Below are 12,404 nucleotides of genomic sequence, written 5' to 3' on the forward strand. Positions count from 1 at the left end.
ACGGGATCAGGGGAAGGGCGCGTCATGGCCGCGGGATATCTGGAGATCCTCCGGGCGAGGCATGCCGCCAGGCTGCTCGCCGGCACGCTCATAGGACGGCTGCCGAACGCGACCGCCGCCATCGCCGTGGTCCTCTTCGTCCGCGCGGAGGGCGGCACGTACAGCCTGGCGGGTGGACTGGCCGCCGTGTACGGGGTCGCCAACGCCGTGGGGCAGCCGCTGCTCGGGCGGCTCGTGGACCTCTACGGGCAGCCCCGCGTCCAGTTGCCCGCCGCGCTCGTCTCGGCCCTCGGGATGGCGCTCTTCGCCTTCTCGGGCACGGACCCGCTGGCGCTCGCGTATGTCGCCATGGTGGTCGCCGGGCTCTTCACGCCCCCGCTGGAGGGCGGCCTGCGGGCGCTGTGGCCCTCCGTCCTCCGCAAGGAGGAACAGGTGCACACCGCGTACGCGATGGACGCCGTGGCGCAGGAGATCATGTTCACCGTCGGGCCCCTGCTGGTGACGCTGTGCGTGGCGCTCTGGTCCGCCGAGGCGGCGCTGCTCGTCCTGAACGTCATCGGCCTGCTGGGCGCCCTCTCCGTGGTCGTGTCGGTGCCCTCGCGCGCGTGGCGCTCGGCTCCCCGCGAGGCGCACTGGCTCGGGGCGCTGCGTTCGGCGGGGCTCGTGGCCCTGCTCGGCGCGTTCCTGTTCGTCGGGATCGCGCTCGGCTCGATCACGGTCGCCGCGCTGTCGTACTCCGACGCGCACGGTGGGGACGCGGTGTACGGCTGGCTGATGGCGGGCATCGGCCTCGGCGCGCTCGTCGGCGGCGCGGTGTACGGCGCCCGGCAGTGGACCGGGGCGCCCGAACGGCGACTGCGGCTGCTCGTCGCGCTCCTGGCGGTGTGTTACGTGCCGCTGACGCTGGTGCCGGGTCCGGTGGCCATGACGGCCCTCACCGCGCTCGCCGGGGTGTTCCTGGCGCCCTGTATCGCCTGCGCGTTCGTCCTCGTCGACCGGCACGCTCCCCAGGGCACCGTCACCGAGGCTTTCTCCTGGCTTGTGACCACGTTCACCGTGGGAGCGTCCGTCGGAACGGGCCTCGCGGGACCTGTCGTCGAGTGGGGCGGGGCGGTGTGGGGCTACGCCGTACCGGGTGCCGCGGGAGCCGCCGCGCTGGTGGTTCTGCTGGCCACGGGGCGGGTCCTCGCGGCCACCGGGAACACGGCGGTCGTCGCGGTCTCCTCGGAAAATGATCCAAACCGTGCCGTCGAACCCCGTTTGCGCTCAGGGGATCGGGCGTAATGTTCAGTCATGGACCGCCGCATTTTCGGGCTGGAGAACGAGTACGGCGTCACGTGTACGTTCAGGGGACAGCGCCGCCTGTCTCCCGACGAGGTGGCTCGGTACCTCTTCCGCCGTGTCGTGTCATGGGGCCGCAGCAGCAATGTCTTTCTGCGGAACGGTGCCCGCCTCTATCTCGACGTGGGATCACATCCGGAATACGCGACTCCCGAATGTGACAACGTGACCGAACTGGTCACCCACGACAAGGCCGGCGAGCGCATTCTCGAAGGACTCCTGGTAGACGCAGAACGACGCCTGCACGAGGAAGGAATCGCGGGCGACGTCTATCTGTTCAAGAACAACACCGACTCTGCGGGCAACTCGTACGGGTGCCACGAGAACTACTTGGTGGCCCGGCACGGGGAGTTCTCCCGGCTCGCGGACATTCTCATTCCGTTCCTCGTCACGAGGCAGCTCCTCTGCGGCGCCGGCAAGGTGCTGCAGACTCCGCGCGGCGCCGTGTACTGCGTCAGCCAGCGTGCCGAGCACATCTGGGAGGGCGTCAGTTCCGCGACGACCCGCTCCCGGCCGATCATCAACACGCGCGACGAACCGCACGCGGACGCCGAGCGCTACCGCAGGCTGCACGTCATCGTCGGCGACTCGAACATGTCCGAGACGACCATGCTCCTCAAGGTCGGTGCCACCGACCTCGTGCTGCGCATGATCGAGGCGGGCACGGTGATGCGCGACCTGACCCTGGAGAACCCGATCCGGGCGATCCGCGAGGTCAGCCACGACATCACGGGCCGGCGCAAGGTGCGTCTGGCCAGCGGCCGTGAGGCCTCCGCCCTCGATGTGCAGCGTGAGTACTACGAGAAAGCCGTGGACTTCGTCGAGCGCCGCGGCATCCGTACCGGAGTCGTCGAGCAGGTCCTGGAACTGTGGGGTCGCACGCTGGACTCGATCGAGTCCGAGGACCTCGACCGGATCGGCACCGAGATCGACTGGGTCATGAAGTACCAGCTCATCGAGCGCTACCGAGCGAAGCACAACATGACCATGTCCAACCCGCGCGTCGCGCAGATAGACCTCGCCTACCACGACATCCACCGTCGGCGCGGCCTTTACTACCTCCTGGAGAGGAAGGGCCAAGCCGCCCGGATCTGCAACGACTTGAAGATCTTCGAGGGCAAGTCCGTGCCCCCGCAGACAACTCGGGCACGGTTGCGCGGCGACTTCATCCGGCGCGCTCAGGAACAGCGCCGGGATTTCACGGTCGACTGGGTGCATCTCAAGCTCAACGACCAGGCGCAGCGCACCGTGTTGTGCAAGGACCCCTTCCGCAGTGTCGACGACCGGGTGGAGAAGCTGATCGCAGGAATGTGAGCGGAGTGCTCCGGGCCTGATTCCGGAACGCAACGCGGGGCGCCGTACGTTTTCCGTACGGCGCCCTTCTCACGTCGTAGAGTTGCGCGCACGCCATCAACCAAGATCGACCGAACGAGGGCCCCCACCGTGCGCCGACGCTCACTTCTTGTAGCCGTACCCGCTGGACTTGTCACACTCGCCGCGTGCAGCGACGACAAGTCGGACTCGGCCGAGTCCAGCAGCAGCCTGTCGGCTTCGGCCTCCGGCTCCGCCTCGGCCGCGCCGCCGCCGAAGATCGTCGACGGTCCGGTGCCGGCCATCACGGCGGGTACGAAGTTCGGCGAGAAGCCGACCGTCGCCAAGGGCAGCGGCGACCCGTCGAAGGACCTGGCCGTCAAGACGGTCATCGCGGGCAACGGCAAGCCGGTCGCGGAGAACGACTACGTCCAGGCGCACTACCTGGGCCAGGTCTGGGCGACGGCGAAGGTCTTCGACAACTCCTACGACCGCAAGACGCCGCTGCTCATCCAGCTCGCGCAGGGCAGCATCATCGACGGCTGGCGCTACGGCCTGGCGGGCAAGAAGGTCGGCAGCCGCGTCGAGATGGCCGTACCCCCGACCTGGGGCTACGGCAAGGAGGGGAACACGCAGGCGGGCATCAAGGGCACCGACACCCTGGTGTTCGTCGTCGACATCCAGAACACGTTCAACTCCAAGAGCTCCGCCAAGGGCAAGACGGTCGCGCAGGACAACATCGACCTTCCGAAGGTGGGTACCAACACCGACGGCAAGGCCCCCTCCATCGACGTACCGAAGTCGGACGCCCCGACGAAGCTCGTGGCGAACTACGTCATCGAGGGCGACGGCGCGGAACTCGCGGCGGACAGCACGGTCCTGGTGCAGTACGAGGGTGTTCTCTGGGACACCGGCAAGGAGTTCGACTCGACGTACGGCAGGGACGCGCTGACGTCGTTCTCGCTGACCCAGGTCGTCAAGGGCTGGGCGCAGGGTCTGACGGGCAAGAAGGTCGGCAGCCGCGTCCTGATCGTCGTCCCGCCGAGCCTGGGCTACGGCGACAGCCCGCCGGAGGGGAGCGGTATCAGCAAGGACTCCACGCTGGTGTTCTCGGTCGACATCCTGGCGAAGATGTAACGCCTTCGGGGATGTGAGACTGTCGGTATCGCTTTAAGGCCTTTACGCGAACAAGCAGGAGCTAGAGACGTGAGCATCGAGAAGCCCGAGATCGACTTCCCGGGCGGCGAGCCCCCGGCGGACCTCGAGATCAAGGACATCTGGGAGGGCGACGGGGCGGTGGCCAAGGCCGGCGACTTCGTCAAGGTCCACTACGTGGGCGTGGCCTTCTCCACCGGCGAGGAGTTCGACGCCTCCTGGAACCGCGGCAACCCGCTCGAGTTCCAGCTCGGCGTCGGCCAGGTCATCAGCGGCTGGGACAAGGGCGTGCAGGGCATGAAGGTCGGCGGGCGTCGCCAGCTGGTCATCCCGGCGCACCTCGCGTACGGCGACCGTGGGGCCGGCGGCCGCATCGGTCCCGGCGAGACGCTGATCTTTGTCTGCGACCTCGTCGCCGTCTGATCGTCCGATTGTCCGGGTCACGGACTGATCTTCGTACATCATCCGGCGAGGTCTGACCGAACTTGATCATTTGGGGCCCATGCCTGTTCGGGCATGGGCCCTCGGCTTTTGTCGCGACAGGTCGGAGCGGTACGGTCATCGGTCTGAAGCACCATAGGAAGGGCGTCGATGGCCATTGCCAAGGCCGAGCGGCTGATGAACCTTGCGCTGTGTCTGCTCGGGACACGGCGGCCGCTCAGCAAGCGCGAGCTCCGCGAGTCCATCGAGGCCTATCTGGAGGCGAGCTCGGACGACTCCTTCAACAGGATGTTCGAGCGGGACAAGGACGATCTGCGCGAACTCGGCCTGGTCATCGAGACGGTGGAGAACCTCGACGGTGAGGTCGGCTATCTCGCGCGCCGCGACAGCAACCGGCTGCCGGCCATCACGCTCGACGCCGAGGAGGCCGCGGCCCTCGGACTCGCCGCCAAGGTCTGGCAGCAGGCCCGCCTCGCCGGTGCCGCGAGCGGCGCGCTCCAGAAGCTGCGCGCCGCGGGCCTGCCCGAGGACGTCGATCCGTACGAGCCCCACGGCGCGCTGGAACCGCACATCCCCGTGCACGAGGCGGCCTTCGAACCGCTGATGCTGGCCTGCCGCGACCGCCGTCCGGTCGCCTTCGACTACCGCAAGGCCACCGCCGCGCGTCCCGAGCCCCGCCTTGTCGAACCCTGGGCTCTCGAATGCTGGCGAGGCCACTGGTACCTGGCGGGCTGGGACCGCGACCGGGGAGCCGAGCGTGTCTTCCGGCTCTCGCGGATCACCGGCAAGGTCCGCAGCAGGTCGGGCCGGTACACCGCCGAGGTGCCCGACGTCGTCACCGTCCGCGAGACGGTCGCCGGCTGGGCGGGCGAGATCGCCGACCGCTCCGCGCTGATCCGGCTGCGCACCGGCTCCGGCTACCCGCTGCGGGCCAAGGCCGCCTCTGTCCGGGAACTGGACGACGGCTGGGACGAGTTGGAGATTCCGTACGGGCACGGTCTGGACGCCTGGCTGGTCGAGTTCGGGCCCGACGTGGTGGTCCTGGAGCCGGCCGAGCTCCGTGCGGATGTCGTGGACCGGCTGCGCGCCGTGGCCAAGGGCTGAGGGGGAACGTAGGAAAGTGGCAGGAAAACCGGCCAGGCCCACGAACGCGATCGACCAGACCCGGCGGATGCTCTCCCTGGTGACCTATCTGCGTGAGCGCCCCGGGGCACGCGTCAGCGACGTCGCCCGGGCCTTCGGGATCACCGAGGACGAACTGATCTCCGACCTCGACGTGCTGCCGCTGTGCGGGACCAGTTTCCGCGGCGGTGACCTGCTCGACATCGACACCGACGGCGACCGGATCTGGTGGCGCAACCCGGGCGCGCTCGGCGCGGACGCGGCCGAGCCACTGCGGATCGCCGCCGACGAGGCGACCGCGCTGCTCGTGGCCGCCCGTGCGGTGTCCACGCTCCCCGGGCTGCGCGAGGGCGACCGGCAGGCACTGCTGCGCGCCACCGCCAAGGTGGAGGCCGCCTCGGGGGAGGCGGCCGGGGCCAGCTCACGGCTCTCGGTCACCTTCGAGTCCGAGGGCGGCGTCTTCGCCGACGTCGACCGCGCCATCTCCGAGCGCCGCCGGCTGTGGATCCGCTACTACTCGCCCTCGCGCGACGAGCTCACCGAACGCGAGATCGACCCGATCCGGCTGGTCAGCGTCGGCCACACCTATGTCGAGGCCTGGTGCCGTCGCTCCGAGGCGCGGCGCACCTTCCGGCTGGACCGGGTCGCCGAGATCCGCATCCTGGACGAGCCGTCCGCCCCGCCCGAGATCGAGATGCGGGACCTCTCCGAAGGGCTGGTGCAGCCTGCGGCCGAGGATCCCGAGGTGGTCGTGGAGGTCGGTCCCGGCGGGCGCTGGGTCGCGGAGTACTACCCGCACGACAGTGCGGATGAGCTTGCGGACGGCGGGCTGCGTATCACCTTGCGGACCCCCGACCCCACCTCGCTGCGACGACTGGCGCTGCGGCTGGGCCGGGACGGCCGGATCGTGTCACCCCAGGCCCTCGCGGACAGCGCCCAGCAGGCGGCGCGCGAGGCCCTGGCGGCCTACGACGGGCTTCAGGGAGTTCAGGACGGGCCGTACGACAGGCAGGAGCAAGGGCTTTGAGCACGTCGACGTCGACGATGTCCGGTTCTGGTGCGTCGGAGAAGGCTGGTGTGGCGGCGACCGCCGGTGCTCTGGACCGGGCCGGTGTTCCGGACCGGGCCGCCGGTGTGTCCTCGGGCGGCCCCGAGATGTCCGTCGTCACGGCCTTCGCCGGGATGAGGAGGGTCGTCGAGACGGTCTTCCGGGCCGGCTGCCCCGACTGCGGGGCCGAATTCGAGCTCACGGCGAGCGCCCTGATGCTGGCCATCGGCGGATCTAGCCGTACCACCTTCTACTCCTTCACCTGCCCGGAGTGCGACAGCGCCGTGCGCAAGCCCGCCGGTGAGCGCATCGTCGAACTCCTCACCGGGGGCGGGGTGCGGACACTGCGTCTGCACTCGACGGTCTGAAGGAGTGACCGTGGCGGTGCCCGGGTCTCCGGGGTCGTCTAGGGTCGGCGTCATGTTCTGGCCGATGTTCGCTATTGCTGTGGGTTTCCTGGGAATCGCCGTTCTCGGCGTGCTCGCTGTCCGTGTCTTTCTCGAAGCGGAGCGTCTGGGCAGGCAGGTCTCCGATTCCGCGGAGCGCATCGGCAGGGCCGCCGAGGACCTGGAGCGCGCGGCTGTGACCACGGCTCGCTCTGTGGACGCGCTGTGAGTCGAGGGTTCGTCGCGCTTCGAGTGGCTTTCGCCCTGTCACCTTCCCGGCAACGGCAGGTACGCTGCTGGTCGCGGCCCCGATAAACGAGGCGCGGGTCGCGAACTGGGAGTACGCACAGGGATTGCCCCCCGTTTACCCCTGAGCGTTACGATCGCTGTCAGCGCGACGATCGGACAGATGTCCGACCGATCGGACAGCCCCCATTCCATGCCGCCTCGGTGAGAAGGTAAAGAATTATGTTCGGAAGGCTCGGAGCTCCCGAGATCATTCTCATCCTCGTCGTCATCATCCTGCTGTTCGGCGCGAAGAAGCTTCCGGACATGGCGCGCTCGCTCGGCAAGTCCGCGCGCATCCTGAAGAGCGAGGCCAAGGCCATGAAGACGGAGGGCCAGGACACGGCCGCCGCTCCGGCCGCCCCGCCGGCCACCGACGAGCAGCCCCCTGTCCAGCGGACCATCCAGGCGGCGCCCGGCGACGTGACCAGCTCCCGCCCGGTCACCGAGCCGACGGACTCGACGACCAAGCGCTGACGCAGGGCCGGTGACCTCCGGCCCGCCGCACGAGATGGGAACGTGGGTTGCTGAAGCCTGCCCGCCAGAAGGAGAAGGATCCCGAGGGGCGCATGCCCCTCGCGGAACACCTTCGCGAGCTCCGCAACCGGCTTGCGAAGGCGATGCTGGCCATCGTCGCTATCACCGTCGTCGCCGCCTTCTTCTACAACGACATCATCAATCTCATCACCAGGCCGATCCTCGACTCGGTCGGCTGTGACCAGAGCTTCGAGCAGCTGGCGAAGTCGTCCTCCTCCGAGCCGTGCGCGCAGATCACCATCAACGGTCTGCTCACCCCCTTCACGCTCGCGCTGAAGGTGTCGCTGATGGCCGGTGTCGTGCTGGCCTCGCCGGTCTGGCTCTACCAGCTCTGGGGCTTCGTCGCCCCCGGTCTGCACCGGCACGAGAAGAAGTACGCCTACGCGTTCGTCGGCACCGGCGCCCCGCTCTTCCTGGGCGGCGCCTACTTCGCCTACTCCGTGCTGCCCACCACGGCGAAGGTGCTGCTCGACTTCACACCGGACGGCACGTCCAACCTGCTGCCGCTGGACGACCTGCTCGACCTCGTCACGCGCATGGTGCTCGTCTTCGGCCTCTCCTTCGAACTGCCGCTGCTGCTGGTCTTCCTCAACCTCACCGGGGCGATCACCGGCAGGCGGATGCTCAACTGGTGGCGCGCCATGATCATGGGCATCACGGTCTTCGCGGCCGTGGCCACGCCCAGCACCGACCCGCTGACCATGCTGGCGCTCGCCGGACCGATCTGGGTCCTCTACTTCGGCGCCGTCGCCTTCTCGCTGCTGAACGACCGGCGCAGGCGTCGGCGCGACGCGGCGGGACCGGCCGACGACGAGGCCTCCGAGCTTGACCTCACGCCCGAGGCCATCGGCGAGATCGAGACGGTGTCGGCCAGCCGGACCGCACTGCCGGAGCAGGCGAGCACGGAACGCGTCAACGGTTATGACGACGTGACCTGAGGAACCGCGAAGAGATCATAGGGTCGGGCTCGTGACCAGCGAGATCACCCTCTTCGTGAACCCCACCGCGGGACGCGGCCGGGGCGCCCACGCGGCGCAGCCGGCCGCTTCCGCTTTGCGGGCGGCGGGATTCTCCGTCCGTACGGTCGTCGGGGAGAACGCCGAGGACGCCCTCACGCGCGCGTGTGCCGCCGTCGCGGAGGGGACGGGTGCCCTGATCGCCGTCGGCGGCGACGGCATGGCCAACCTGGCCCTTCAGGCCGTCGCCGGGACGCGCACCCCGCTCGGCCTGGTCGCCGTGGGCACCGGGAACGACTTCGCGCGAGCCCTGGGCCTGCCCGTACGGGATCCGGCGGCAGCGGGGCGAGTGATCGCCGAGGCACTCAAGACGGAACGGCTGCGTGACGTCGACCTGGGCAGGGTGGGCGGTCGCTGGTTCGGTACCGTCCTCGCCTCCGGCTTCGACTCCCGGGTCAACGACCGGGGCAACCGGATGCGGTGGCCCGTCGGCCGAATCAAGTACGACCTCGCGATGCTCGCCGAACTGGCCGCCTTCAAGCCCGTCCCGTACCGGATCACGCTGGACGACGGCGAGGCCCGGGAGATCGAGGCGACGCTCGTGGCGGTCGGCAACGGTTCGTCGTACGGCGGCGGCATGAGGATCTGCGCGGGCGCGGAGCTGGACGACGGGCTGTTCGATGTGACGGTGGTCGGGAACTGCGGCCGTACGACACTGCTGAAGGTGTTCCCGAAGGTCTACCGGGGCACACATCTCGATCACCCCAAGGTCACCGCGTACCGGGCGGCCAGGGTGGAGCTGGCCGCCGACGGCGTCACGGGGTACGCGGACGGCGAACCGCTGGGGCCGCTGCCGCTCACGGCGGAGTGTGTGCGTGGTGCGGTACGGGTGGCGATTGCCTGAGCTGCGGGGACCCTCGGGTTTCGCGGGTGTGGATCCGGATATTGATCGTTGTGTTGTCAGTGGCTCCCGGTAGTCTCGAAAGCACGATGACAGAGGAACTCTCCCCGGCCGAGCGGTACGCGGCAGCACGGAAGCGCGCTGTCGAGCAGGCCACCGCACTCGCCGGCTTCCGCGAGATGTACGACTTCGGCCTCGACCCCTTCCAGATCGAGTCCTGCAAGGCGCTCGAGGCGGGCAAGGGTGTGCTGGTGGCCGCGCCCACCGGATCGGGCAAGACGATCGTCGGTGAGTTCGCCGTCCACCTCGCCCTCCAGCAGGGCAAGAAGTGCTTCTACACGACGCCCATCAAGGCACTCTCCAACCAGAAGTACGCCGACCTCTGCCGCCGTTACGGCGCGGACAAGGTCGGCCTGCTGACCGGTGACAACAGCGTCAACTCCGAGGCTCCGGTGGTCGTGATGACCACCGAGGTGCTGCGCAACATGCTGTACGCGGGCTCGCAGACCCTCCTGGGCCTCGGCTATGTCGTGATGGACGAGGTGCACTACCTCTCCGACCGGTTCCGGGGTGCCGTCTGGGAGGAAGTGATCATCCACCTCCCCGAGTCGGTGACCCTGGTGTCACTCTCGGCGACGGTGTCGAACGCTGAGGAGTTCGGCGACTGGCTGGACACCGTCCGCGGCGACACCCAGGTGATCGTCTCCGAGCACCGGCCCGTGCCGCTGTTCCAGCACGTGCTCGCCGGGCGCCGGATGTACGACCTGTTCGAGGAGGGGGAGGGCCACAAGAAGGCCGTCAACCCCGACCTCACGCGCCTGGCCCGGATGGAGGCGAGCCGCCCGTCGTACCAGGACCGCAAACGGGGCCGCGCGATGCGCGAGGCGGACCGGGAGCGCGAACGCAGACAGCGCTCACGGGTGTGGACGCCGAGCAGGCCCGAGGTCATCGAGCGCCTGGACGCCGAGGGACTCCTGCCCGCCATCACGTTCATCTTCAGCCGCGCGGCCTGCGAGGCCGCCGTCCAGCAGTGCCTGTACGCGGGGCTCCGGCTGAACGACGACGAGGCGCGGGTCAGAGTGCGTGAACTCGTCGAGGCGCGCACGGCGTCGATCCCGAGCGAGGACCTGCACGTCCTGGGCTACTACGAGTTCCTTGAGGGCCTGGAACGCGGCATCGCGGCCCACCACGCGGGCATGCTGCCGACGTTCAAGGAGGTCGTCGAGGAGCTGTTCGTACGCGGTCTGGTGAAGGCCGTGTTCGCCACCGAGACCCTCGCGCTCGGCATCAACATGCCCGCCCGCTCGGTGGTGTTGGAGAAGCTCGTCAAGTGGAACGGCGAGCAGCACGCCGACATCACCCCCGGCGAGTACACCCAGCTGACCGGTCGCGCCGGTCGCCGTGGCATCGATGTCGAGGGCCACGCGGTGGTGCTGTGGCAGCGGGGCTTCAGCCCCGACCACCTGGCGGGACTCGCGGGCACCCGCACCTATCCGCTGCGCTCCAGCTTCAAGCCGTCGTACAACATGGCGGTGAACCTGGTCGAGCAGTTCGGCCGGCACCGCTCGCGCGAGCTGCTCGAGACGTCCTTCGCACAGTTCCAGGCCGACAAGTCGGTCGTCGGGATCTCCCGGCAGGTGCAGCGCAACGAAGAGGGGCTCGACGGCTACAAGGAGTCCATGACCTGCCACCTCGGGGACTTCGAGGAGTACATGGCGCTGCGCCGCGAGCTCAAGGACCGTGAGACGGACCTGGCCAAGCAGGGCGCGGCACAGCGGCGCGCGGAGGCGGCCGTCGCGCTGGAGAAGCTCAAGCCCGGCGACGTCATCCACGTCCCGACCGGCAAGTACGCGGGTCTCGCGCTGGTGCTGGACCCCGGACTGCCGGCCGGGCGGTCGAACGGCTATCGGGGCTTCGAGCAGCACGACGGGCCGCGCCCGCTGGTGCTCACCGCCGAGCGCCAGGTGAAGCGGCTCGCCTCGATGGACTTCCCGGTGCCGGTCGAGGCGCTGGAGCGGATGCGGATCCCGAAGTCCTTCAATCCGCGCTCGCCGCAGTCCCGCCGTGATCTGGCGTCCGCGCTGCGCACGAAGGCCGGGCACATCGTCGCCGACCGGCACCGCAAGAGGCGGTCCGAGGCCGCCGACGACCGTGAGATCGCCCGGCTGCGCACCGCGATCAGGGCCCACCCCTGCCACGGGTGCAACGACCGGGAGGACCACGCCCGTTGGGCCGAGCGCTACCACCGGCTGCTGCGGGACACCTCGCAGCTGGAGCGCCGTATCGAGGGCCGGACGAACACCATCGCACGCACCTTCGACCGGATCGTCGCGCTTCTCACCGAGCTCGACTACCTGCGCGGCAACGAGGTCACCGAACACGGCAAGCGGCTCGCCCGGCTGTACGGCGAACTCGACCTGCTCGCCAGCGAGTGCCTGCGTGCCGGTGTCTGGGAGGGCCTGAGCCCGCCCGAACTCGCCGCGTGCGTCTCCGCTCTGGTCTACGAGTCCCGGGTCGCCGACGACGCGATGGCGCCGAAGGTGCCGTCCGGCAAGGCGAAGGCCGCGCTCGGGGAGATGGTGCGGATCTGGGGGCGACTGGACGCGCTGGAGGAGGACTTCGGGATCACCCAGACCGAGGGGGTCGGACAGCGGGAGCCGGATCTCGGGTTCGCGTGGGCCGCGTACGAGTGGGCCTCCGGGAAGGGGCTCGACGAGGTGCTGCGAGAGGCGGAGATGCCCGCGGGGGACTTCGTGCGGTGGTGCAAGCAGGTGATTGACGTGCTCGGTCAGATCTCGGCGGCGGCACCGGTGTCCGGGGCCGCGGACTCGACGGTCGCGAAGAACGCGCGCAAGGCGGTGGATGGGCTGTTGCGGGGGGTTGTGGCGTACTCCTCGGTGGGGTGAGCGTCGGGGGCTCGG

The 12,404-nt window shown here is 69.3% G+C and carries 12 protein-coding genes; all 12 read left to right on the plus strand.

The window, feature by feature from the left end:
- The first annotated feature begins 24 nt into the window (after nt 1-24).
- The 12 genes from ACIBLC_RS16545 to ACIBLC_RS16600 all read left to right on the plus strand — a co-directional run bounded on the left by ACIBLC_RS16545 (nt 25) and on the right by ACIBLC_RS16600 (nt 12,389).
- On the plus strand, nt 25-1,284 hold the full coding sequence (locus ACIBLC_RS16545; protein WP_399211645.1) for an MFS transporter: 1,260 nt from the start codon (nt 25-27) through the stop codon (nt 1,282-1,284).
- Between the two features lie 9 nt (nt 1,285-1,293).
- Nucleotides 1,294-2,655 carry a Pup--protein ligase gene (gene pafA / locus ACIBLC_RS16550; RefSeq protein ID WP_266467065.1) on the plus strand — a complete coding sequence of 454 codons (1,362 nt, stop codon included), beginning with the start codon at nt 1,294-1,296 and terminating at the stop codon, nt 2,653-2,655.
- Nucleotides 2,656-2,784: 129 nt separating this feature from the next.
- Entirely contained in the window at nt 2,785-3,789 is a 1,005-nt protein-coding gene (locus tag ACIBLC_RS16555) for an FKBP-type peptidyl-prolyl cis-trans isomerase (protein WP_399211646.1), read from the plus strand.
- Nucleotides 3,790-3,858: 69 nt separating this feature from the next.
- Complete coding sequence (locus ACIBLC_RS16560) at nt 3,859-4,230, plus strand: FKBP-type peptidyl-prolyl cis-trans isomerase (RefSeq protein ID WP_399211647.1); 372 nt, start codon at nt 3,859-3,861, stop codon at nt 4,228-4,230.
- Between the two features lie 168 nt (nt 4,231-4,398).
- Complete coding sequence (locus tag ACIBLC_RS16565) at nt 4,399-5,352, plus strand: helix-turn-helix transcriptional regulator (protein ID WP_399211648.1); 954 nt, start codon at nt 4,399-4,401, stop codon at nt 5,350-5,352.
- 16 nt (nt 5,353-5,368) lie between these two features.
- Entirely contained in the window at nt 5,369-6,397 is a 1,029-nt protein-coding gene (locus ACIBLC_RS16570; RefSeq protein ID WP_399211649.1) for a helix-turn-helix transcriptional regulator, read from the plus strand.
- A 17-nt stretch (nt 6,398-6,414) separates the two neighbouring features.
- Nucleotides 6,415-6,786 (plus strand): hypothetical protein, encoded by a 372-nt coding sequence (locus tag ACIBLC_RS16575; protein WP_399211814.1) that lies wholly within the window; start codon nt 6,415-6,417, stop codon nt 6,784-6,786.
- A 52-nt stretch (nt 6,787-6,838) separates the two neighbouring features.
- Nucleotides 6,839-7,033, plus strand: a complete 195-nt coding sequence (locus tag ACIBLC_RS16580; RefSeq protein WP_399211650.1) for a hypothetical protein — start codon at nt 6,839-6,841, stop codon at nt 7,031-7,033.
- Nucleotides 7,034-7,272: 239 nt separating this feature from the next.
- Entirely contained in the window at nt 7,273-7,566 is a 294-nt protein-coding gene (tatA, locus tag ACIBLC_RS16585; protein ID WP_266825037.1) for a Sec-independent protein translocase subunit TatA, read from the plus strand.
- Nucleotides 7,567-7,613: 47 nt separating this feature from the next.
- Nucleotides 7,614-8,564, plus strand: coding sequence for a twin-arginine translocase subunit TatC (gene tatC / locus ACIBLC_RS16590; RefSeq protein WP_399211651.1), 951 nt, complete (start codon nt 7,614-7,616; stop codon nt 8,562-8,564).
- A gap of 31 nt (nt 8,565-8,595) precedes the next feature.
- Nucleotides 8,596-9,486 (plus strand): diacylglycerol kinase, encoded by an 891-nt coding sequence (locus ACIBLC_RS16595; protein ID WP_399211652.1) that lies wholly within the window; start codon nt 8,596-8,598, stop codon nt 9,484-9,486.
- 41 nt (nt 9,487-9,527) lie between these two features.
- Complete coding sequence (locus ACIBLC_RS16600) at nt 9,528-12,389, plus strand: DEAD/DEAH box helicase (RefSeq protein ID WP_399211653.1); 2,862 nt, start codon at nt 9,528-9,530, stop codon at nt 12,387-12,389.
- The last annotated feature ends 15 nt before the right edge of the window (nt 12,390-12,404 follow it).

The sequence above is a fragment of the Streptomyces sp. NPDC050535 genome (assembly GCF_044457665.1).
Classification (GTDB): domain Bacteria; phylum Actinomycetota; class Actinomycetes; order Streptomycetales; family Streptomycetaceae; genus Streptomyces.

What these genes read in the sequence shown, in the direction of transcription:
- ACIBLC_RS16545 (WP_399211645.1), top strand. Translation starts at nt 25, where the DNA reads ATGGCCGCGGGATATCTGGAGATCCTCCGGGCGAGGCATGCCGCCAGG.
- pafA (WP_266467065.1), top strand. Translation starts at nt 1,294, where the DNA reads ATGGACCGCCGCATTTTCGGGCTGGAGAACGAGTACGGCGTCACGTGT.
- ACIBLC_RS16565 (WP_399211648.1), top strand. Translation starts at nt 4,399, where the DNA reads ATGGCCATTGCCAAGGCCGAGCGGCTGATGAACCTTGCGCTGTGTCTG.
- ACIBLC_RS16575 (WP_399211814.1), top strand. Translation starts at nt 6,415, where the DNA reads ATGTCCGGTTCTGGTGCGTCGGAGAAGGCTGGTGTGGCGGCGACCGCC.
- ACIBLC_RS16580 (WP_399211650.1), top strand. Translation starts at nt 6,839, where the DNA reads ATGTTCTGGCCGATGTTCGCTATTGCTGTGGGTTTCCTGGGAATCGCC.
- tatA (WP_266825037.1), top strand. Translation starts at nt 7,273, where the DNA reads ATGTTCGGAAGGCTCGGAGCTCCCGAGATCATTCTCATCCTCGTCGTC.